The sequence below is a fragment of the Streptomyces sp. NPDC033178 genome, assembly GCF_055577685.1.
Genome location: NZ_JBVIPT010000033.1, coordinates 1 through 22,205, shown reverse-complemented (window position 1 = coordinate 22,205; position 22,205 = coordinate 1). Strand labels below are relative to the sequence as shown.

Annotated in this window: 15 protein-coding genes; 6 read left to right on the top strand and 9 right to left on the bottom strand. The window is 70.6% G+C overall.

Annotated elements, in window-relative coordinates; all coding sequences use genetic code 11:
• Positions 1-21: 21 nt before the first annotated feature.
• On the bottom strand, positions 22-861 hold the full coding sequence (locus ACZ5VQ_RS46855; RefSeq protein ID WP_469110356.1) for an IclR family transcriptional regulator: 840 nt from the start codon (positions 859-861) through the stop codon (positions 22-24).
• A gap of 251 nt (positions 862-1,112) precedes the next feature.
• On the opposite strand from ACZ5VQ_RS46855, the gene ACZ5VQ_RS46850 reads away from it, so the two are divergent.
• Both ACZ5VQ_RS46850 and ACZ5VQ_RS46845 read left to right on the top strand, forming a co-directional pair.
• Positions 1,113-4,946 carry a hydantoinase B/oxoprolinase family protein gene (locus ACZ5VQ_RS46850; protein WP_469110355.1) on the top strand — a complete coding sequence of 1,278 codons (3,834 nt, stop codon included), beginning with the start codon at positions 1,113-1,115 and terminating at the stop codon, positions 4,944-4,946.
• A complete protein-coding gene (locus tag ACZ5VQ_RS46845; RefSeq protein ID WP_307526799.1) occupies positions 4,927-5,532 on the top strand; it encodes a GTP-binding protein in 606 nt (201 codons plus the stop codon). Before ACZ5VQ_RS46850 ends, ACZ5VQ_RS46845 begins: the two co-directional genes overlap by 20 nt.
• A 169-nt stretch (positions 5,533-5,701) precedes the next feature.
• Here ACZ5VQ_RS46845 and glpK read toward each other — a convergent pair whose 3' ends face one another.
• From glpK to ACZ5VQ_RS46820, 5 genes are all read right to left on the bottom strand, one after another.
• Positions 5,702-7,213 (bottom strand): glycerol kinase GlpK, encoded by a 1,512-nt coding sequence (gene glpK, locus ACZ5VQ_RS46840; RefSeq protein WP_469110354.1) that lies wholly within the window; start codon positions 7,211-7,213, stop codon positions 5,702-5,704.
• A gap of 35 nt (positions 7,214-7,248) precedes the next feature.
• Positions 7,249-7,974, bottom strand: coding sequence for an MIP/aquaporin family protein (locus tag ACZ5VQ_RS46835; RefSeq protein WP_055613366.1), 726 nt, complete (start codon positions 7,972-7,974; stop codon positions 7,249-7,251).
• 785 nt (positions 7,975-8,759) lie between these two features.
• The gene (locus ACZ5VQ_RS46830) at positions 8,760-10,412 is read right to left on the bottom strand and encodes an EAL domain-containing protein (protein WP_469110353.1); all 1,653 of its coding nucleotides are present in this window, start codon (positions 10,410-10,412) and stop codon (positions 8,760-8,762) included.
• A gap of 115 nt (positions 10,413-10,527) precedes the next feature.
• The gene (locus ACZ5VQ_RS46825; protein ID WP_469110352.1) at positions 10,528-11,718 is read right to left on the bottom strand and encodes a lipid-transfer protein; all 1,191 of its coding nucleotides are present in this window, start codon (positions 11,716-11,718) and stop codon (positions 10,528-10,530) included.
• Entirely contained in the window at positions 11,715-12,140 is a 426-nt protein-coding gene (locus ACZ5VQ_RS46820) for a Zn-ribbon domain-containing OB-fold protein (RefSeq protein WP_469110388.1), read from the bottom strand. The genes ACZ5VQ_RS46825 and ACZ5VQ_RS46820 overlap by 4 nt, the downstream gene beginning before the upstream one ends.
• A 325-nt stretch (positions 12,141-12,465) precedes the next feature.
• Between ACZ5VQ_RS46820 and ACZ5VQ_RS46815 the strand changes: the two genes are divergently transcribed.
• Entirely contained in the window at positions 12,466-13,275 is an 810-nt protein-coding gene (locus ACZ5VQ_RS46815) for a M15 family metallopeptidase (RefSeq protein ID WP_469110351.1), read from the top strand.
• 47 nt (positions 13,276-13,322) lie between these two features.
• A complete protein-coding gene (locus ACZ5VQ_RS46810; RefSeq protein ID WP_469110350.1) occupies positions 13,323-13,859 on the top strand; it encodes an NUDIX domain-containing protein in 537 nt (178 codons plus the stop codon).
• A gap of 83 nt (positions 13,860-13,942) precedes the next feature.
• Here the strand turns inward: ACZ5VQ_RS46810 and ACZ5VQ_RS46805 are convergent, their stop codons facing one another.
• A complete protein-coding gene (locus tag ACZ5VQ_RS46805; RefSeq protein ID WP_469110349.1) occupies positions 13,943-16,309 on the bottom strand; it encodes a glycoside hydrolase family 31 protein in 2,367 nt (788 codons plus the stop codon).
• A 213-nt stretch (positions 16,310-16,522) separates the two neighbouring features.
• On the opposite strand from ACZ5VQ_RS46805, the gene ACZ5VQ_RS46800 reads away from it, so the two are divergent.
• Both ACZ5VQ_RS46800 and ACZ5VQ_RS46795 read left to right on the top strand, forming a co-directional pair.
• Positions 16,523-18,490, top strand: coding sequence for an acetoacetate--CoA ligase (locus ACZ5VQ_RS46800; protein WP_469110348.1), 1,968 nt, complete (start codon positions 16,523-16,525; stop codon positions 18,488-18,490).
• Positions 18,491-18,604: 114 nt separating this feature from the next.
• Positions 18,605-19,501: a hypothetical protein gene (locus ACZ5VQ_RS46795; RefSeq protein ID WP_469110347.1), complete on the top strand. Its 897-nt coding sequence runs from the start codon at positions 18,605-18,607 to the stop codon at positions 19,499-19,501.
• 94 nt (positions 19,502-19,595) lie between these two features.
• On the opposite strand, the gene ptsP is transcribed toward ACZ5VQ_RS46795, so the two are convergent.
• Both ptsP and ACZ5VQ_RS46785 read right to left on the bottom strand, forming a co-directional pair.
• Positions 19,596-21,266, bottom strand: a complete 1,671-nt coding sequence (gene ptsP / locus ACZ5VQ_RS46790) for a phosphoenolpyruvate--protein phosphotransferase (protein ID WP_469110387.1) — start codon at positions 21,264-21,266, stop codon at positions 19,596-19,598.
• A 76-nt stretch (positions 21,267-21,342) separates the two neighbouring features.
• Entirely contained in the window at positions 21,343-21,792 is a 450-nt protein-coding gene (locus tag ACZ5VQ_RS46785; protein ID WP_307526818.1) for a PTS sugar transporter subunit IIA, read from the bottom strand.
• Between the last annotated feature and the right edge of the window lie 413 nt (positions 21,793-22,205).

Sequence of the window (22,205 nt, the reverse complement as noted above, 5' to 3'; positions counted from 1 at the left end):
CGCGTGGCCGCCCCGAGGGGGTCACAACGCCCGCGCCGCCCGCGCCACCTCCTCGGCCGCACCGCACGCCAAGGCGCCCAGCGCCGGGAATCGGGACTCGGGCACCCGGTCCTGCGGGCCCCAGATGCTGAGCACGGCGAACGGCCGGTCGCGGGTGCCGAGGACGGGCGCGGACACCCCGTACAGGTTCCGCTCCATCTCGCCCGCGCACACGCTGTATCCGCGCTCCCGCGTCTCGGCCAGCTCCGCGCGCAGCCGCCCCCGGTCGGCGACTGTCGTGTCGGTGTACGCGGTCAGCGGCTCGGCCAGCAGCACGTCCACCTCTTCCGCCGGCAGCCAGGCCAGCAGCGCCTTCCCGGTGGAGGTGGCGTGCAGCGGTGCCTGCCGCCCGAGCCACTTGGCACTGAGGACCACCGGGGGAGTCACCTCGTCGATGTACGTCAGCCCGAGCTGCTGCACCACCGCGAGGTTGGCCGTCTCGCCCGTCTGCTCGCTGACCTGGCGCAGGACGCCGTGGGAGCGCCGGATGAGCCCGTCGAACCCGGCGGCCGAGGCCATCCGGGCGACCGCGAAACCCACGGTGTAACGGCTGGTCAGCGGATCGCGCTCGACCATGCCGTACTGCTCCATGGTGGACAGCAGCCGCCAGGCCGTGGCCCGGTTGAGTCCGCAGCGGCTGGCGAGATTCGTCGCCGTGTCGCCGTCCGGCGCGCTGTCCGCCGTCGCCTCCAGCAGCGTGATCGCCCGCTCCAGGGACTGGACCTTGCCGGACGATCCGCCCGGCTCGGCGAGACGTGGGGCGTTCCCGTCGGTATCGCCAGTGGTGCTGTCGTCTGCGAGAGGGGGCTTGGGCGTACGCATTTTCCTTGGCTCCTGACGGTTCGGCCGGAATTCGGCCCCTTGGCCAGCTTGAGTGCGATCTCTACGATCTCATTATCCGCGCAACCATCGCGCTATGTGAACGCTCTAGTGGCCAATTGAAGGAGGCCGGCCGCCAAGCGGCGCCCGCTCTGGACCGAACGCCGAGGTGCCGGACCCCGATATGATCTGACCGATCGTCGAAAGGCACCTCCGGCTCAGGGCCGGAGCAGCGCGACATCGGGGAGACAGACGTGAAGGGCTGGCAGTTCTGGGTCGACCGCGGTGGCACCTTCACCGATGTCGTCGCCCAGCGCCCCGACGGACGGCTGCTCACCCGCAAACTCCTCTCGGACAACCCGTCCCGGTACGCCGACGCCGCCGTGGCGGGCATCCGTGAACTCCTCACCGAAGCCGGCGACGCACCGACAGGACGAGCAGCCGAGCAGGAACCCGGTCACCACAACGGCCTACCGGTGGAATCCGTTCGTATGGGCACCACCGTCGCCACCAACGCCCTCCTGGAGCGCAAGGGCGAACGCACCCTCCTCGTCGTCACCCGCGGCTTCCGCGACGCGCTGCGGATCGCCTATCAGAACCGCCCGCGGATCTTCGCCCGCGAGATCGAACTCCCCGAACTGCTCCACGAACGCGTCATCGAGGTCGACGAACGCATCGCCGCCGACGGCACCGTCCTGCGCGCCCCCGACCTGGACGCCCTCGCGGGGCCCCTCCAGGAGGCGTACGACGCCGGAATCCGCGCGGTCGCCGTCGTCTGCATGCACAGCCACCTCCACCCCGCCCACGAACAGGCCGTCGGTGAACTGGCCGCCCGCACCGGCTTCCCGCAGATCTCGCTCTCCAGCGAGGTCAGCCCCCTGATGAAGCTCGTCCCGCGTGGTGACACGGCCGTCGTCGACGCCTATCTGTCTCCCGTCCTGCGCCGCTATGTCCAGCACGTCGCCGACGAACTCCGCGGCGTACGGCTGATGTTCATGCAGTCCAACGGCGGCCTCGCCGAAGCCGGACAGTTCCGCGGCAAGGACGCCATCCTCTCCGGGCCGGCCGGCGGCATCGTCGGCATGGCGCGGATGTCGCAACTGGCCGGCTTCGACCGGGTCATCGGCTTCGACATGGGCGGCACGTCCACGGACGTCTCGCACTTCGCGGGGGAGTACGAACGCGTCTTCACCACTCAGATCGCCGGCGTCCGGCTGCGCGCGCCCATGCTCGACATCCACACCGTCGCGGCCGGCGGCGGGTCCGTCCTCCACTTCGACGGCTCCCGCTACCGCGTAGGGCCGGACTCGGCGGGAGCGGACCCGGGCCCCGCCTGCTACCGGGGCGGCGGCCCGCTCACCGTCACCGACGCCAACGTGGCCCTGGGCCGGATCCAACCCGCCCATTTTCCCAGGGTGTTCGGCCCCGACGGCGACCAGTCGCTCGACGAGGCCCTCGTCCGCGACCGCTTCACCGCCCTCGCCGACGAGATCCGCGAGCGGACCGGCGACGACCGCACGCCCGAGCAGGTCGCCGAAGGCTATCTGCAGATCGCCGTGGCCAACATCGCCAACGCCGTGAAGCGCATCTCGGTCCAGAAGGGCCACGACGTCACCCGCTACGCACTGACGACCTTCGGCGGCGCGGGCGGCCAGCACGCCTGCATGGTCGCCGACTCGCTCGGCATCCGCACGGTCCTCGTGCCGCCCATGGCCGGGGTGCTCTCCGCACTCGGCATCGGGCTCGCCGACACCACCGCCATGCGCGAACAGTCCGTCGAGGCGCCCCTGGAAGCCTCCGCGATGCCCGGCATCCTCAAGACCGCCGACGGCCTGGAGGGCGCGGCTCGCGCCGAACTCCTCGCCGAGGACGTCCCCGAGGACCGCATCCGGGTCACCCGCCGGGCCCAGCTGCGCTATGACGGCACGGACACGGCACTCACCGTCGAGCTGACCGAGCCCGACACCATGACTCGCACCTTCGAAGACCGCCATCGCGCCACCTACTCCTTCACCCTCGACCGTCCGGTCGTCGTCGAAGCCCTCTCCGTGGAAGCCACCGGTCTCACCGAACCCCCCGATCTCTCCGCCCTCGTCACCCCGCACTCCGCGCCCGGCACCCCGGAGACGGTCAGCCTCCACACCGGCGGCACCTGGCGCGACGTACCCCTGCGCCGCCGCGAGGAACTGCCCCCCGGCGACACCGTCACCGGCCCCGCGATCATCACCGAGGCCAGCTCGACGACCGTCGTCGACGACGGCTGGCAGGCGGCCATGACCGACGACGGGCATCTGGTCATGGAACGCGTGGCGGTCACGGAGAGTTCCGATCTCGGTACGGAAGTCGACCCCGTTCTCCTTGAGGTCTTCAACAACCTCTTCATGGCCATCGCCGAACAGATGGGCGCCCGGCTGGAGTCCACCGCCCAGTCCGTCAACATCAAGGAGCGCCTGGACTTCTCCTGCGCACTCTTCGACCCCGACGGCAACCTGGTCGCCAACGCCCCCCACATCCCAGTGCACTTGGGCTCGATGGGCACCAGCGTCAAGGAGGTCATCCGCCGCCGCGGCGACAGCATGCGCCCCGGGGACACATACGCGGTCAACGACCCGTACCACGGCGGCACCCACCTCCCCGACGTCACGGTGATCACCCCGGTCTTCGACACGGAGGGTGACGGCACAGCGGGCCGTGACGATCTTGACGGCGGCGACATGGACGGCGGCGATACGGACGGCGGCGGCGCGGACGGCGGGCGCATCCTCTTCTACGTCGCCTCGCGCGGCCACCACGCGGAGATCGGCGGCATCGCGCCCGGGTCCATGCCGGCCAACAGCAGCACCATCGAGGAGGAGGGCATCCTCTTCGACAACTGGCTGCTCGTGGAGGGCGGCCGCCTCAGGGAGGCCGAGACCCGGGGCCTCCTCACCGAGGCGCCCTACCCCTCGCGCAACCCGAGGACCAACCTCGCCGACCTGCGCGCCCAGATCGCTGCCAACCAGAAGGGCGTCGACGAAGTCGCCCGCATGATCGAGCACTTCGGGCTCGACGTCGTCCAGGCGTACATGAAGCACGTCCAGGACAACGCCGAAGAGGCGGTCCGCCGCGTCATCGACACCCTTGAGGACGGCGAGTTCGCCTACGAGACCGACTCCGGCGCCGTGATCCGGGTCCACGTCTCCGTGGACCGCGAAGAACGCTCCGCGAGAGTCGACTTCACGGGCACATCCCCGCAGCTCGCCACCAACTTCAACGCGCCGTTCGCGGTGGTCAACGCGGCCGTCCTGTACGTCTTCCGCACCCTGGTCGCCGACGACATCCCGCTCAACGACGGCTGCCTGCGGCCCCTCGACATCGTCGTACCGCCCGGCTCGATGCTCGCCCCGCGGCCACCGGCCGCCGTTGTGGCAGGAAATGTGGAGACGTCACAGGCGATCACCGGCGCCCTGTACGGTGCTCTCCGGGTGCAGGCCGAGGGCTCCGGCACCATGAACAACGTCACCTTCGGCAACGAGCGGTACCAGTACTACGAGACCGTGGCCTCCGGGTCCGGTGCGGGCGACGGCTTCCCCGGCGCGCCCGTCGTACAGACCCACATGACCAACTCGCGACTCACGGACCCCGAGGTCCTGGAGTGGCGACTGCCGGTCCAGCTCGACGAGTTCGCCGTACGACGCGGCAGCGGCGGGACCGGACGGTGGCGGGGCGGTGACGGTGCCGTACGCCGCATCCGGTTCCACGAGCCGATGACCGTCTCCACGCTCTCCCAGCACCGCAGGGTCCCGCCCTACGGTATGGCGGGCGGCGAACCCGGGACGCTGGGCGCCAACCGCGTGGAGCGCGCGGACGGCACGGTCACCGAACTCGCCGGGAGCGACGCGGCCGAGGTCGGCCCCGGCGACGTGCTGGTCATCGAAACACCCGGCGGCGGCGGATACGGTCCACCACCGTCCGGCACCACCGAAGCAAGCGCCACCACCCGAGCAAGCTCCACCAACGAACCAAGCTCGACCACCGATGCAAGCTCCACCGAAGCACGCGACACCACTGAAGCAGGAGAAGAGAACGATGATCTTCGGGCGCACTGAGCGCGGAAAGGCCCCCGTCGAACCCGTCACGCTCAAGATCCTCGTAGCGGGCGGCTTCGGCGTGGGCAAGACCACCATGGTCGGCGCCGTCAGCGAGATCAAGCCGCTGCGCACCGAGGAGCTGCTGACCGAGGCGGGCCGTCCCGTCGACGACACCAGCGGTGTGGAGGGCAAGCACACCACCACGGTCGCCATGGACTTCGGCCGCATCACGCTCCGCGAGGACCTGGTGCTGTACCTCTTCGGGACGCCCGGCCAGAACCGCTTCTGGTTCCTGTGGGACGAGCTCGCCACCGGCGCCCTGGGTGCCGTCGTTCTCGCCGACACCCGCCGCCTGGAGGACTGCTTCGCCGCCGTCGACTACTTCGAGCGGCGCTCCATACCCTTCGTGGTGGGCGTCAACTGCTTCGAGGGCGCGGCCCGTTACCCCATCGACGACGTCCGCCAGGCCCTCGACCTCGACCCCGGAGTCCCCGTCGTCCTGTGCGACGCGCGCGGCCGGGAGTCGGTCAAGGAAGTCCTCATCGAGGTCGTCCAGCACGCGATGGCGTACGCCGCCGAGCGCCGTCAGACCGTCACCACCTGAGACACCGGCCGACGACCCCCGGCCTGCCCGGGCAACCGATAGCGGCACGAGTACGACCCGTACCCCCGCCGACAGGGGTACGGGCCGCAGTCCTCAGGCATCCTCCTGGGCCGCACGCGCGAGTGGACGTCGATGCCGCACGCGCGCGTGGACCCCGAAAAGGGCCGGGTCAGCCCTCGCCGTCCTCGTGCCAGCCGAAGCTCTTCTCCACCGCCTTGCGCCAGTTGTGGTACTCGCGGTCACGGACGGACGCCTCCATGTTCGGAGTCCACTCGACGTCCTTCTGCCAGTGCGACTTCAGCTCGTCGAGGTCGTTCCACACCCCGGTCGCCAGACCGGCCGCGTAGGCAGCGCCCAGGCAGGTCGTCTCGGAGACCTTCGGGCGGATCACCGGCACCCCGAGCACATCCGCCTGGTGCTGCATCAGCAGGTTGTTCTTGGTCATGCCGCCGTCCACCTTCAGGGTCGTGATCTGCACCCCGGAGTCCTGGAACATGGCGTCCACGACCTCACGCGTCTGCCAGCTCGTCGCCTCCAGGACGGCCCGCGCGAGGTGCCCCTTCGTGACGTACCTGGTCAGGCCGGTGACGACACCGCGCGCGTCGGAGCGCCAGTAGGGCGCGAACAGGCCCGAGAAAGCGGGCACGATGTACGCGCCGCCGTTGTCGTCGACGCTCTCGGCGAGGGTCTCGATCTCGTCGGCGGTACGGATGATGCCGAGCTGGTCGCGGAACCACTGCACCAGCGCGCCGGTGATCGCGATGGACCCTTCGAGGCAGTAGACCGGCGCCTCCGAGCCGATTTTGTACCCCATCGTGGTCAGCAGCCCGTTCTTCGAGGGCACGGGCCGGTTCCCGGTGTTGAGCAGCAGGAAGCTGCCCGTTCCGTACGTGTTCTTGGCAGTGCCCACGTCGTAGCAGGCCTGTCCGAACACCGCGGCCTGCTGGTCGCCCAGCGCCGACGCCACCGGGACGCCCGCGAGTTGGCCGACGGCGGTCCCGTAGACCTCGGACGAGGACTTGATCTCCGGGAGGACTGCTTCGGGGACGTTCATCGCGGAGAGGATGGACGGGTCCCACTGGAGTGTTTCGAGGTTCATCAGCATGGTGCGGCCGGCGTTGGTCACGTCGGTGACGTGCTTTCCGCCGTCCGTGCCGCCGGTGAGGTTCCAGATCAGCCAGGAGTCGATCGTGCCGAAGGCGATCTCGCCGCGTTCGGCACGGGCCCGGAGCCCCGGCACGTTGTCGAGCAGCCAGGCCGCCTTGGGCCCGGAGAAGTAGCTGGCCAGTGGCAGTCCGGTCTGCTCGCGGAAACGGTCCTGACCGTCCGAGCCGCCGAGTTCGTTGCAGAGCGCGGAGGTTCGGGTGTCCTGCCAGACGATGGCGTTGTGCACGGGCTTGCCCGTGGCGCGGTCCCACAGGACCGTCGTCTCGCGCTGGTTGGTGATCCCCATCGCGCTGAGCTGGTCGGCGCGGAGCCCCGCCTTAGCGAGCGCGCCCGCGACCACGGCCTGCACCTTCGACCAGATCTCGGTGGCGTCGTGCTCCACCCAGCCCGGCTTGGGGAAGATCTGGCGGTGTTCTCGCTGGTCGACGGCGACGATGGCGCCGTCCTGGTTGAAGACGATGCAGCGGCTGGACGTGGTGCCCTGGTCGATTGCGGCGACGAACTTGTCCGTCATGACGTCCCCTTCGTCGGATTCTTCGGACGGCTGCCTCAGAAGGCTGCTTTGAAGATGAGCCCGGCAAGTACTCCGCCGATCAGCGGCCCGACCACCGGGATCCACGAGTAGCTCCAGTCCGACGTCCCCTTGTTGGGGATCGGCAGGATGGCGTGGGCGATGCGCGGGCCCAGGTCACGGGCCGGGTTGATGGCGTACCCCGTCGGACCACCAAGCGACAGACCGATGCCGACCACCAGGAACGACACGATCAGGATCGCGGTGCCGGACTCGCCGAGCCCCTTGGTGAGGCCGAACGCCAGGATCGGCAGCACCAGACCGATGGTCGCGATGATCTCGGTGATGAGGTTCGCCACGGGATTGCGGATCGCGGGGCCGGTCGAGAAGATCCCGAGCGTGGGCTGCGCTATCTCCTCGTCGGCGTTGGCCTGGAACTGGGCGTAGTAGACCAGCCAGCACAGCACCGCGCCCAGGAAGGCGCCGACCATCTGTCCGGCGATGTAGATGTGGACCTTGTCCCAGTCCCCGGTGTCGATGGCGATCCCGACGGTCACCGCCGGGTTGAGGTGCCCTCCGGACAGCGGCGCGGCGGTGTAGGCACCGGCCAGTACGCCGAAGCCCCAGCCGAACGCGATGACGACCCAGCCGGCGTCCTTCGCCTTGGAGTAGTTGAGTACGACCGCGGCGACCACTCCGGCGCCGAAGAGGATCAGAATCGCTGTGCCGATGACCTCACCGACGAAAATGTCTCCGTTGCTCATGGCGGCTCCTAGGCCCAGGCCCGGGGCGATCCGCCCCGGTCCACCGTGCAGGGTGCGTTCCCATGGCTACTTCAGCCGAGGACAGGGAGATCCCGCGCCCCGCCCGGCGTCCGTGACGAGCGTGCCGTCGTAGTCGAATCGCCCGTGGGGCATGACCCGTTGGCGCAGGCGAGAGCCTGCGCGGCGCAGTGCCTGAATACGCCGGAATGCGGCGATGCCGACTGACACCGGAAGTGTTCACCGGCACTGTGAGAGCGTCAAGGTCGCGGGCGACAACGGTTCGGGCCCGCGCAGACGGCTCGACGGGGCGGCCGCTTTCCGGGGTGTGTACGCGACGGTGGAGGGCGTGGGTCGACGGGTTCTCGCGGCGGGAGCCGGGCGGGGCTTGTCGGCGTTCGGCCGGTCAGCGGGAACGCGGCCTTCGGGGTGCGTGCACCGCGGTGGAGGGCGTGTGTGCCGGTGCCGCGGGGCGGAGAAGGCGGCCCGGGAGGTCGCCCGAATCGGCCGGGCCGGTGGCGTGACCTTCACGGCACCGCGGGGCGAGTCGGCGCTGTACCGGCAGCCCTCAGCAGCCCGGTAGCCCTCGGCGGCCCGGGAACTCTCAGCCGCCCGGGAGCTCTCGGCGGCCCGGTAGCCCTCAGCAGCCCGGCAGTCCTCAGCCGCCGGGAACTTTCAGCCGCTCCGGAGCCGGCCGCCAGCCCCGGCGCGGCCGCACCCTGAGCCCGGCCGACGCACCACCGCGGCACCCTTCGCCGCAGCTCGGCTGGCCCGCAGCCGAGCGCGACTCATCCCCGCCCGGGCCCGCCCGCCCAACTCTCGGCATGGGCCGGTGCGGCCCCCGACCCCCGTCGGATCTCGTGGCCCGGCAGGCCCGCGCGGCCCAGCACCCAGCTGGCCCCCCGGAGGGACTTCGCGGCCTGCTTGAGGGGCGCCAGACACGCGGCGGCCTCGCGGTGGTCGGTGACGCTGCCAGGGGCGCACAGTACGGTGGCGAGGGACAGCGTGACGGCGAGCCCGCCCGCCGACCAGGGCGTGTCGAGCACCGACGTGGCCAGTGGATCGAGCCACTCCGGATCAGCCAGGACCAGGAAGTCGTCACCGCCGATGTGCCCCACGCGCGTGGCCCCGGACGCGGCCGCCCGCAGCGCCCGCCCCACCGCCCGGATCAGCTCGTCGCCCGCCGCGAACCCCGCACCGTCGTTGACCCGCTTGAAGCCGTCGACGTCCAGCCAACTGAGCGTGAACACCCGCCCGTCGGCGATCCACCGGTCCACCTCACCGGTGATCGCGTCTGAACCGGGCAGCCGCGTCAGCGGATTGAGCGCGGCTGCCTCCTCGACACGGCTCTCCGCCAGCGCCCGTACGAGATCCGCCAGCCGTACGACGCCCACGCACCGCCCGAGCCGGTCGACGACCGCGACATCGTCCGACGTACGGTCCCGTGCCCCGTCCGCCACCACGTCGAGAACCTCCCACGCGGTCGCGTCGACCCCGACCGTGCGCGGCGGATCGCCCAGCCTCGCGGCGGGCCGGTCGGCGTACAGCGCGTGCCCGTAGCGCCCCGACAGCGACAGCAGGAACCGTGAGCGGTGCACCGACCGCACCGGCACCCCGGCGGCGTCCACGAGCACCACCCCGGAGACCTCAGGCGACCCGGTCAGCAGCGCCCGCACCTGCCCCGCGGACGCCCCGGCGGGCAGCAGCGCGGCAGGCCGTACGAACTGTCGTACGGGCGGCCCGTAGGGCGGCGTCGCCGCGGCCACGGGGGAGAGGGCCGGAACGTACACATCCGCCGCGGGCCGCCGTGCCGGAGGTGCGAACAACTCGCCCTGTGCCAGCTGCGCGCCCGCGGACACCGCCGCCGCGCACTGCGACTCGGTCTCCACGCCCTCGACGGACAACAACGCCCCGAGCTGCTCGCACAGCGTGCGCATCGCCCGCACCACCGCCGGCCTCGACAGCAGGGACGCGTCCAGCTTCACCAGATCTGGCGCGAGATCCGCGAGCAACCGCAGGGGCACGTCACCGTCGCCGATGCCGTCCGCGCAGATACGGAAACCCGCGTCCCGCAGCACCGTCACCGCTTCGAGGAGCGCCTGGTGCGGTACGTGGGTGAAGGGCGGGCCGACGTCGACCGTCACCTCCCACGGCATGCGCCCGGCCTCCCGCACCTCGTCACGGAGCGCGGCGAGCCCTCCGAGATCGGCGAGGGTCCCGGCGAACACGTTGACGTGCAGCGGCAGCAGCGTCTCCTGACGGGCCGCCGCCCGCATCGCCAACGCGGCCAGCCGGCCGTCGAGTTCGGGATCCCGGCGCGCCTGAGCGAGGATGTCACCGGACTCCGGACGGGCGAGTATCTCCAGCGCCGTGACCCCTCCGGTCGTCAGATTGACGACCGGTTGGAAGGCGAAGCGGACAGTATCCGTCCAGGAGGGCACGGAAGCATAATGACGCCACCCGCGTGCGCCCAGGCGCAGTTCACGAGCTGTTCACGCACGATTCCGGGCCGATCACACAGCGTGCGGACGCCCCCCGCCGGCACACCGCGCCTCCTCACCTGACGGCGATCACGGCCGACCCGTGGCCGAACAGTCCTTGGTTCGCGGTGATCCCCACCCGCGCCCCCGCGACCTGCCGGTCACCCGCCGCTCCTCGCAACTGCCAGGTGAGCTCGCAGACCTGGGCGATGGCCTGCGCCGGAACGGCCTCTCCGAAGGAGGCGAGTCCGCCGCTGACGTTCACCGGTATTCGTCCCCCCGGCGCCGTCGCGCCCACGCGCAGCAGCTTGGCCGCCTCGCCCTCGCCGCACAGTCCCAGATCCTCGTACCACTGCAACTCCAGGGCCGTGGACAGGTCGTAGACCTCCGCGAGCGAGATATCCTCGGGGCCGACGCCTGCCTCCTCGTACGCGGCCCGCGCGATCGACGCGCGGAACGTGTCGGCCGCCGGCTCCGCCCCGACCGCGGAGTCCGTAGCGATGTCGGGAAGGTCCAGCACGGTGTTGGGATAGCGCGGCGTCACCGTGGACACCGCGCGGATCCGCACCGGGTCCGCCGCCCCGTGACGGCGTGCGAACTCCATGCTGGACAGCACGAGCGCCGCCGCCCCGTCCGAGGTCGCGCAGATGTCGAGCAGCCGCAGCGGATCGGCCACGACGGCCGAGGCGGCGACTTCCTCGGCCGTGACCCGCTTGCGGTAGCGGGCGTTGGGATTCAGCGCCCCCAGAGCCGCGTTCTTCACCTTGACCTGCGCGAAGTCCTCCAGAGTGTCCCCGTGGACGGCCATCCGCCGGCGCGCGTACAGCCCGAAGTACGTCGGATTCGTCGCCCCCAGGACCCGGAACCGCAGCCAGTCCGGATCGTCGGGCCGCTCCCCGCCCGCAGGCCGGAAGAAGCCCTTCGGGGCCGCGTCCGCGCCGACCACCAGGACCACGTCCGCGAGACCCGAAAGGATCTGCGCCCGCGCGGTGTTGACGGCCTGGGCCCCCGACGCGCACGCCGCGTACACGCTCGCGACCCGGGCGCCCTGCCAGCCCAGTGCCTTGGCGAACGTCGCCCCCGCCACATACCCCGGGTATCCGCCACGGACCGTGTCCGCGCCGACGATCGAGCCGACGTCCCGCCAGTCGACCCCCGCGTCGGCGAGCGCCGCGCGCGCGGCCACCGTCCCGTACTCCACGAAGCCGCGCCCCCACTTGCCCCAGGGGTGCATGCCCGCGCCGAGCACCGCCACCTCGTCCGTCATGCCGTCACCCCCGTCGGCCGCCAGTGCCAGGTCGTCCAGGTCGTCTCCGCGTCCTCGTTCAGCACGCCCGGGACGACCTCCACCTCCATGCCCACCGCCAGGTCGGCGACGGTCACCCCGGGAACGGTCTGTCCGAGCACCACGAGCCGTTCCGATTCCAGTTCCACAGCGATCAACGCGTACGGCCGCCATTCGAGTTCCGGATCGGACACATAGGGTGACGGCGGTCGGTAACGGCTGTCCGTGTACGACCACACGCGGCCGCGCCGCGACAGCGGGACCTCCGCCAGATCGCCGCCGGGGCAACCCGGATTGCGGCAGAAGGCGTCCTCACGCGGGAAGAACACCGACGCGCAGGCCGAGCAGCGCGTGCCGAGGAGCCGGAACTCCTCCCCCTCGCCGGTGAACCAGCCGGTGACCACGGGTGTACGGGTGCGCGACAAGATCCCTCCACGGCACTGGATCTGACGGAACGTCAGAAGTGTGCCACGGGCGGAGTCGATTGGGCAGGGCGCCGGAGTGCCTCACCGGGCACAATCCGGGCCGTCAGGGGAGAACCGATCAGGCCTCCTGGGCGTCGGAGTATCGGTAGGGACGGCCGGGGCCCACGGGGGTGGTTCCGGCCGTTCCTCATCCCTGAGCCACGCGGGTCGCATCTCGCCCCGGCCCTGTCCGCTCACCCGAACGGGCGCGGACTGTATCCGATCTCTTCCCCCGGGGAACCCGCACCTGATAGATGCAGGGAACATGACACGACTCTCCATGGCGGTACGCAGCCTCGTCACCGTCCTCGCCGCCCTGCTGGCCGTCACCGCGGCCTCCGTGACGGCCCGGGCCACGACCGAGCCGAAGGCTCCCGCCGACTTCGTGGCCCTGAGATCCGTGGACCCCACGATCATCGAGGAGATCCGCTACTTCACCCCGCACAACTTCGTGGGTGAGCGCATCGACGGCTACCAGCAGCCCCTCTGCATCCTCACCAGGCCCGCCGCCGAGGCCCTCCACAAGGCTCAGGAACGACTGCTGGTGCAGGGCTACTCCCTGAAGGTGTACGACTGCTACCGGCCCCAGCGGTCCGTCGACCACTTCGTCCGCTGGGCCAAGGACCTCGAAGACCAGGCCATGAAGGACGAGTTCTACCCGAACGTCGACAAGACCCGTCTGTTCGAGGACGGTTACATCGCGGAGAAGTCCGGCCACAGCCGCGGCTCGACTATGGACCTCACCCTCGTGAAGCTCCCGGCACTGCCGACCCGCCCGTACGTCCCCGGAGAGCCCCTCGTGCCCTGTTTCGCGCCCCAGGGCGAGCGTTTCCCGGACAACTCCGTGGACATGGGCACCGGTTACGACTGCTTCGACACCCTGTCGCACACCCTCGACCCGCGCATCCAGGGACAGCAGCGCGCCAACAGGCTGCTCCTGAAGGACACCCTCGAAGGCCTCGGTTTCGTCAACCTGGCCGAGGAGTGGTGGCACTTCACGTACAAGCCCGAGCTGTACCCCGACACCTATTTCGACTTCCCGGTGTCGAGGAAATCCCTCATCCACTCCCACTGAGGTGGCCCGCGCAGCCGTCCTTGTGATGATCGGATACAGTCCCGGGCGTGTCTCCAACCCAGATCCCGTCCGTCAACTCCGCGCCGGACTCCCACTGTTCGAGCTGCGGCGCGCCCTACGGAGAGGGCGTTTCCGGCTGGCCCCGCACCTGCTCCTCCTGCGGAACCGTGGCCTACCGCAACCCGACTCCGGTCGCGGTGGCCCTGCAACCCGTGTACGACACCAAGGGCGCGGCCCTGGTCGTCATCACCCGGACCATCGCCCCCGCGCGCGGGGGCACAGCCCTGCCCGGAGGGTTCATCGACCAACGGGAGGACTGGCGGCAGGCCGTCGTCCGTGAGCTCAAGGAGGAGACGGGCATCGCCGCGGCCGGCCGCGACGTACGGCTCGTCGACGCGCTGAGCTCCCCCGACGGCCACCTGCTGCTCTTCGGAGCCCTCCCGGAGCGTCCGGTGGCCGACCTGCCGCCGTCCGTCGCGACCGACGAGACCGAGGGCTGGCAGCTGCTGCGCAGGGCGACCGAACTCGCCTTCCCGCTGCACACCCTGGCGGCGAAGGCGTGGTTCGAGGGCCGATACGTCTGAGAGCTCCGCACGCGCCCCGGTGGGGTCACGCCCGACTCGGGAGTGGCCCCACCGGGGGGCTGTGGGCCCCCTTCAGGGGCGTGTCACATCGCTCCCAGCCCCCGCACCCGAACGGGCAGTGACGGCTCACTGCGGCCGTCCTCCCCGTACCGCTCGACGATCACCCGCCTCCCCTTCCGACGCGTCACATAGCGCTCGATCTCCGGCTCCTCCCAGCCGTCGCCCGCGTCCTCCACCACCAGCCCGCCCCCGGTCCGTCCGCGGGCGGGCGCCCACACCTCCAGCTCCAGGCCGCCGTCCTCGCCACGCACCGGCAGTACGGCCCCCGCACGGGCCAGGACCGGAATCCGCGACAAGGGGGCATCGAGCAGTACCTGCCCGGGCCCTTCGTACGCCTCCTCGGTCACCGTGTCGTACCAGCGCCCGCGCGGCAGCTGCACCGCACGCCGATCGGCGCCCGGGTCCAGTACAGGCGCCACCAGAAGACAGTCACCGAGCAGGAACGCGTCCTCACAGTCCCGCAGCGCCCTGTCCTCCGGCGCGCCCCACCACACCGGCCGCACATAGGGCGCACCCGTACGGCGTGCCAGATGCGCCAGCGTCATGAAGTACGGCAGCAGCCGCCGCCGTTCGACGAGCGCCACGCGCGCGTGCCCGAGAACGTCGTCACCGAACTCCCACGGCTCCCTGCGTCCCGCCCGCAGACTCGCGTGCGTACGGAACAGCGGCAGGTACGCCCCCAGTTGGAACCACCGCAGATACAGCTCGGGGGAGGGGCTCCCGTCGAAGCCGCCCACATCGGGACCCGAATACGGCACGCCGCACAGCCCGAGGCCCATCACCAGCGACAGGGACGCCCGCAGACCGGGCCACCCCGTGGCCACGTCCCCGGACCAGGTCCCTCCGTAGCGCTGCATTCCGGCCCACCCGGAGCGGGAGAACAGGAACGGCCTCTCCTGGGGCGTCAGTTCGCGCAGGCCTTCGTAGCCGGCCCGCGCCATGCCGAGCGCGTACACGTTGTGCGCCTCGCGATGGTCACCGCCGCGACCCTCCAGGTCGTGCCGCGCCGAACGGGGCAGCGTCGACTCCCCGAAGGCGGCGAACGACACCGGCTCGTTCATGTCGTGCCAGAAACCGGCGAACCCGTGGGAGAGCCGCTCTTCGTAGAGACCGCCCCACCACCGGCGCGTACGCGCGCGCGTGAAGTCCGGATAGACCACCTCACCCGGCCAGACCACACCACGCACCGGCTGCCCGGCGGCGTCCCGAACAAAGGCCTCCTCGGCGGTCCCACTGCCGTACACGGCGTTACCGGGCTCCGCCTTCACCGCGGGATCCACGATCGACACCAGCCGGATCCCGTCCCGGCGCAGTTCCTCGGCGAGCACCGGCAGCTTCGGGAACCGGTCCCGGTCGACCGTGAACACCTGATGCGCGTCGAAGTGGTCGATGTCGAGGTGCACGGCCTCCAGCGGCAGCCCGCGCTCGTGATAGCCGCCGACGATCCGTCGCACCTCCTCCTCGCTCCCGAAGCCCCACCGCGCGTGATGGTGCCCGAGGGCCCAGGCCGGCGGCAGCGCGGCGGCCCCGGTGAGAGACGCCCAGGCGTGCAGCACGCGCGCGGGATTGCCCACCATCACCCAGCAGCGCAGGGGCCCGCCGTCCATCCGGAGTTCGCTCGTCCCGGCCCGGTCGTGCCCGGACCCTGCACCCTCCTCGCCCTCGCGCAGCGTCACACCGCCGTCCCACGTGTTGTCGTGGAACACCAGGTGGGTGGCCGCGTCGGCCACCACCATCTGCACCGGCATGGTGATGTACAGCGGATCGTCGCCGGGCCCGAAGGCGTGCCCCGGATCCGTGTTCCACAGCCGATACGTTCCGTCGCGCAGCCGGGGCCCCGACGCGCGCCCGCCCAGGCCGAAGAAGCGTGCGTCCGCGGCCACTTCGGACCGCTGCATCCAGCGCGCCTCCCCACCGCCCACCGGCTCCCACCACCGCGGCGGCAGATCCCGCCGCAGGGTCACCCCGCCCGGCGTACGCACCTCCACGGCCCCGTGCCGCGACACGACGACCGTCATCCGCTCCGCCACGACCCGCCACGCGCCGTCCTTGTCCGGCTCCAGCAGGGCCCGGGGATCCGGTTCGGGAGAGGAGCCCACGAGCGCGTAAGACGGCTCGGGCCCCGCCCCGTCCCAACCCCAGAAGACGGCTCCGCCGGCCGTGACGGTGATCCGCAGCTCCGACCGGGTGAACCGGACGACCCCGCCACCCGGACCCGGCTCCACGCTCAGCACGGGCCCGGGAACCCGCGCACGCTCGGCGCCCCGCGGCGGCAGCCCCGAGGCGTCGGCACGCCTCCTCCGCCACGCGGCCCGCACGGTACGCAGCCCCTGGGCCGACCCCACCGAACCGACCGCCTTCATCGAACGCACCAGGTCACGACCGTCCATGCTGCTCAGCCTGCCACCCGAAGCGGCCGATGAGTGAGTCGTTCAACTTCCGTTCACCCGTGGCAGGACCACATCTTCACGCGCCGGACTATGTGGGGCTCGCCCTGGTGCGGATGTCGATCACATGGCATCGTCCGTGTCAGCCGCGTGACGCGCACACCCCAGCCCGTGCGCGGTACACGCACACGACGCGCACTGTCCGGGAGCCGCCCCATGACCTCAGCGAACCCCTCGCCGCTCTGGCAACCCGACCCGGGCCGCATCGCCCAGTCACAGATCACCCGATTCCAGACCTGGGCGGCCGAGCACCACGGAGCCCCCGCCGAGGGTGGATACGCCGCTCTGCACCGCTGGTCCGTGGACGAACTGGACACGTTCTGGAAAGCCGTCACCGAGTGGTTCGACGTACGGTTTTCCACCCCCTACGCGCGCGTGCTGGGCGACCGCTCGATGCCGGGCGCACAGTGGTTCCCGGGAGCCACCCTCAACTACGCCGAGCACGCCCTGCGAGCGGCCGACACCCGAGCGGATGAACCGGCCCTCCTCCATGTCGACGAGAACCACGAACCGACCCCGGTCAGCTGGTCCGAACTGCGCCGCCAGGTCGGCTCCCTGGCCGCCGAACTCCGTGCCCTCGGCGTACGCCCGGGGGACCGCGTCAGCGGCTACCTCCCGAACGTGCCCCAGGCCGTCGTCGCCCTCCTCGCCACCGCGGCCGTCGGCGGCGTCTGGACGTCCTGCGCCCCCGACTTCGGCGCCCGCAGCGTCCTCGACCGCTTCCAGCAGGTCGAACCCGTCGTGCTGTTCACCGTCGACGGCTACCGCTACGGCGGCAAGGAACACGACCGCCGCGACACCGTCGCCGAACTGCGCCGCGAACTGCCCACCCTGCGCGCCGTCGTCCACATCCCGCTGCTCGGCACCGAGGCCCCCGAGGGTGCCCTGGAATGGTCGGCCCTCACATCCGCGGACGTAACGCCCGTCTACGAAGAGGTCCCTTTCGACCATCCCCTGTGGGTGCTCTACTCCTCCGGCACGACCGGCCTCCCCAAGGCCATCGTCCAGTCCCAGGGCGGCATCCTCGTCGAGCACCTCAAGCAGCTCGGCCTCCACTGCGACCTGGGGCCCGAGGACCGCTTCTTCTGGTACACGTCCACCGGCTGGATGATGTGGAACTTCCTCGTCTCCGGCCTCCTGACGGGCACCACGATCGTCCTGTACGACGGCAGCCCGGGTTACCCGGACACCGCCGCCCAGTGGCGCATCGCCGAACGCACCGGCGCCACCCTCTACGGCACGTCGGCGGCATACGTCATGGCCTGCCGGAAGGCGGGCGTCCACCCCTCCCGTGACTTCGACCTCTCCCGCGTCCAGTGCGTCGCCACCACCGGCTCGCCCCTGCCGCCCGACGGATTCCGCTGGCTGCACGACGAGGTGCGCGACGACCTGTGGATCGCCTCCGTCAGCGGCGGCACCGACGTGTGCTCCTGCTTCGCGGGAGCGGTCCCCACCCTCCCCGTCCACGTCGGCGAACTCCAGGCACCCGGCCTGGGCACCGACCTCCAGTCGTGGGACCCGAGCGGCGAACCCCTCATCGACGAGGTCGGCGAACTCGTCGTCACCAACCCCATGCCGTCGATGCCCATCCGCTTCTGGAACGACCCAGACGGCAGCCGCTACCACGACAGCTACTTCGACACGTACCCCGGAGTGTGGCGCCACGGCGACTGGATCACCGTCACCGCACGCGGCTCCGTCGTCATCCACGGCCGCTCGGACTCCACCCTCAACCGCCAGGGCGTCCGCATGGGTTCGGCCGACATCTACGAAGCCGTCGAGCGGCTCCCCGAGATCCGCGAGTCCCTCGTCATCGGCATCGAACAGCCCGACGGCGGCTACTGGATGCCCCTCTTCGTCCACCTCGCCCCCGGAGCCGTACTCGACGACGCCCTCCTGAGCCGCATCAAGCAGACCATCCGCGAGCAGCTCTCACCTCGCCACATCCCCGACGAGGTCATCGAGGTACCCGGAGTCCCGCACACCCTCACCGGCAAGCGCATCGAGGTCCCGGTCAAACGCCTCCTCCAGGGCACCCCCTTGGAGAAGGCGGTCAACCCCGGCTCCATCGACAACCTCGACCTGCTCCACTTCTACGAGGAACTGGCCCGCAAGCGAGCCTGACCAACCCTGCATTCCAGCGTCGCCTCGGGCGTGCTCCCCCCCACGTCCCAGGGGCGTTGTCAGTGCTGCCGGTTACTGTGAGTGAGCATTGATCGACTGCACGCAGGGGGAAAAATGGCACACACCCAGCACCAGACCATGCGACGCGTCCTGCGCCGCGAAATCGCCGGAACCATCGGGCTGTTGACCGACGAGCAGGACTTCACCGCGATGCGGCGGCGCTACCGCACCTTCACCTTCGACAGCCACGCGAGCTATCTCCAGCAGGTGGAAGCCCTGCTCCGAACCCTCGCCTCCCAGGGCGGCCACACCACGGTGGCACTCTTCGACCCCGAGGAGTACGCGGAATTCTGCGCCGAGCACGGTCTGGAACCGGACACACCGTCCAGCCGCACCCGCTTCACCGCGGAACTCGCCGCGACAGGCGCGACCGTCCCGTACGAGGGCCAGCCCCTCGACCACCTCGTCCCGAACCTCATCGACGAAGCCGTCCGCCAGGCCACTTGGGAGTACGCGACGACGCTGCTGTCCCGCATCGGCACCTGCGCATCCTGCGGCGAGGACATCGGCCGAGTCGCCTTCGTACGCGCCTCCGACCTGCTCGTCCGCATCCTCGACGCCTCGGGCCCGGGCGAGCGCCACCTCGTGTGCAGCGTCTCCACGGAGCCCGAAACGCTCGTAGCGGTCCTCCGGGCCGACGACGACCAGCACGGAACACCCCACCTGGACGAGGCCGAGGCCCTCGAATTCACCACCGTGCTCGCACTGGGCATCGCCACCCAGAGCCCCGGTGGCCTGGTCCTGCGCGCCAGCACCCCCGACACGACCGACCGTGTCTACGGCTGGCGACTTCGCGGCGAAGGCCTGGAGCCGCTCACCGCCGGCGAGGTCTTCGACGCCTACTGCACCGACATCGTCTCCGGCGACCTCGTCTCCCCGGAATCCGGAGTCGACTACTGCGCACCACCCGACCTGGGGGAGGAAGGGCCCACGACACGGCACACCCACTGAACACACGAGGGGCGCCCCACCCTCAGGCGGAGCGCCCCTCGACCAGGGCCCATCAGCGACAACGGCGCACGGCATCGACGGCTGACGGCACCGACTACTCGCCGGACAGCACCGCCTGGGCCGCCGTGCGCGCTTCCTCGGCACTGTCACAGGCGCGCGCGGCCGCCGCGGCACGCTCGCACTGGGCCAGCGTGTACTTGGCCAGCGTCGCGCGGACGTAAGGAATCGACGCGGCACCCATGGAGAGAGAGGTGACACCGAGGCCGGTCAGCACACACGCGAGCAGCGGGTCCGAAGCGGCCTCGCCGCAGACACCACAGCTCTTGCCCTCGGCCTTGGCCGCCTCGGCGGACAGCGCGACCAGGTCGAGCAGCGCGGGCTGCCACGGATCCTGCAGCCGGGACACGGCACCCACCTGGCGGTCGGCGGCGAAGGTGTACTGCGCGAGGTCGTTGGTCCCCAGCGACAGGAACTCGACCTCCTGCAGGATCGACCGCGCCCGCAGAGCGGCCGACGGAATCTCGACCATGGCACCGAACTTCGCCCGCAGACCCGCCTCACGGCACGCGTCGGCGAACGCCTTGGCGTCGGCACGGTCCGCGACCATCGGCGCCATCACCTCGAGGTAGACAGGCAGACCCTCGGAAGCCTTCGCGAGCGCCGTCAGCTGCGTCCGCAGCACATCGGGGTGGTCGAGCAGCGAGCGGAGCCCGCGCACGCCCAGCGCAGGGTTCGGCTCGTCGGCCGGCGTCAGGAAGTCGAGCGGCTTGTCGGCGCCAGCATCGAGCACCCGCACCACGACCCGCCCCTCAGGGAAGGCCTCAAGCACCTTGCGATACGCCTCGACCTGCTTCTCCTCCGACGGCGCGTTCTTGCTGTCGTCAAGGAAGAGGAACTCGGTACGGAACAGACCCACGCCCTCGGCACCGGCAGCGACCGCAGCGGGAACGTCCGAGGGACCACCGACATTGGCCAGCAGCGGCACCTTGTGCCCGTCCGAGGTTGCACCGGGCCCGGTCGAGGCGCCCAGCGCGGCCTTGCGCGCAGCGGCCGCGGCCTCCATCTCGGCCTTCTTCTCCGCACTCGGATTCACGAAGATCTCGCCGGTGCTGCCGTCCACGGCGACCAACGTGCCCTCGGCAAGCTCACCCGCACCCGGCAGCGCCACCACGGCGGGAACACCGAGCGCCCGAGCCAGGATCGCGCTGTGGCTGGTCGGCCCACCCTCCTCGGTCACAAAACCGAGGACCAGCGTCGGGTCCAACAGAGCGGTGTCGGCGGGTGCGAGGTCACGAGCGATCAGGACGTACGGCTCGTCGCTGTCCGGCACACCCGGCATCGGCACACCGAGGAGCCGGGCGACGATACGGTTCCGCACATCGTCGAGGTCCGCCACACGACCGGCGAGGTACTCACCGGCATTCGCCAGCAGCGCGCGGTACGAGGCGAACGCGTCGTACACCCCGCGCTCCGCCGTGCTCCCGACCGCGATACGCCGCTCGACATCGGCCATGAGCTCCGGGTCCTGGGCCATCATGGCCTGGGCCTCCAGAACAGCCTGGGCTTCGCCGCCCGCCAAATTGCCGCGTGCCATCAGGTCGGCCGCAACGGCTTCGACGGCCTTGCGGGCGCGCCCCTGTTCGCGCTCCGCGTCCTCCGTCGGTATCTGCTTGGCAGGCGGCTCCAGCACCGCCGTTCCCATGTGCCGAACCTCGCCGATCGCCACACCGTGGCTCACGCCGACGCCTCGCAGCGTTGTCTCCATGTCACCGTCTCCGATAGAGCGGCGGGTCCCGCCGCCGCGATGGTTGTCGTGCCTGCTGTTCATGACGCCAGGGAAGTCAGTGCCAGCCGAAGAGAGCGTCGCCAGCTTTCACGTCTGCGTCAACGCTGACATCGGAGAGGGACTCGGCTGTGGCTTCGAGTGCCACGATGGGGCAGATGGGGGACTTGCCGGCGGCCTCGACCGCAGCTGGGTCCCAGCGCACCACGGACTGGCCGCGCTGCACGGTGTCGCCCTTGTTGACGAGCAGCTCGAAGCCCTCGCCGTTGAGCTGAACGGTGTCGATACCGAGGTGCGTCAGCACTCCGTGCCCCTCTTCGTCGACCACGACGAATGCATGAGGGTGGAGCGAGACAACAACGCCGTCGATGGGGGCGACGGCCGCCGAGGCCTCCCGGACGGGGTCGATCGCGGTGCCGGGGCCCACCATGGCTCCGGAGAAGACCGGATCAGGTACGGCTGTGAGTCCGATGGTGCGTCCTGCAAGAGGGGACGTCACGGTGGTCATGGGAAGCCTCCCAGGGGCGGAGATGCATATGGGCCGTCGCTGCCTGTCCTGGACGGCGCGCTGCTCAGCAGCGTAAGTCATATGAAGTGCCGGTTCCGCACGAGAGGACCCGGTTGGCGACCGTAGAGCACAGCACAAACGATTTGCACGCGCTCCGCAGCCGCATGTAGAGTCGTAGACCTGCTTGAGGCCGAGTGACGCGACCAAGCGTCCTTGCCTGGCAGCATCCAACTTGTCGGATCCTATCTCGGGGTCTGGTTCTGCATGTCCGCAGAACCGCGGTCAGAGAGACGGAAAATCACTGATAGAGTTTGGAACACCGAAGGGAAGCGCCCGGAGGAAAGCCGCGAGAGAGTCTCTCGGGTGAGTACGAAGGAAGCGTCCGTTCCTTGAGAACTCAACAGCGTGCCAAA

Coding starts and splice junctions, on each gene's coding strand:
- ACZ5VQ_RS46855 (WP_469110356.1), bottom strand. CDS start 861: ATGCGTACGCCCAAGCCCCCTCTCGCAGACGACAGCACCACTGGCGAT.
- ACZ5VQ_RS46845 (WP_307526799.1), top strand. CDS start 4,927: ATGATCTTCGGGCGCACTGAGCGCGGAAAGGCCCCCGTCGAACCCGTC.
- glpK (WP_469110354.1), bottom strand. CDS start 7,213: ATGACGGACAAGTTCGTCGCCGCAATCGACCAGGGCACCACGTCCAGC.
- ACZ5VQ_RS46835 (WP_055613366.1), bottom strand. CDS start 7,974: ATGAGCAACGGAGACATTTTCGTCGGTGAGGTCATCGGCACAGCGATT.
- ACZ5VQ_RS46825 (WP_469110352.1), bottom strand. CDS start 11,718: ATGACGGACGAGGTGGCGGTGCTCGGCGCGGGCATGCACCCCTGGGGC.
- ACZ5VQ_RS46815 (WP_469110351.1), top strand. CDS start 12,466: ATGACACGACTCTCCATGGCGGTACGCAGCCTCGTCACCGTCCTCGCC.
- ACZ5VQ_RS46805 (WP_469110349.1), bottom strand. CDS start 16,309: ATGGACGGTCGTGACCTGGTGCGTTCGATGAAGGCGGTCGGTTCGGTG.
- ACZ5VQ_RS46800 (WP_469110348.1), top strand. CDS start 16,523: ATGACCTCAGCGAACCCCTCGCCGCTCTGGCAACCCGACCCGGGCCGC.
- ACZ5VQ_RS46795 (WP_469110347.1), top strand. CDS start 18,605: ATGGCACACACCCAGCACCAGACCATGCGACGCGTCCTGCGCCGCGAA.
- ptsP (WP_469110387.1), bottom strand. CDS start 21,266: ATGGAGACAACGCTGCGAGGCGTCGGCGTGAGCCACGGTGTGGCGATC.
- ACZ5VQ_RS46785 (WP_307526818.1), bottom strand. CDS start 21,792: ATGACCACCGTGACGTCCCCTCTTGCAGGACGCACCATCGGACTCACA.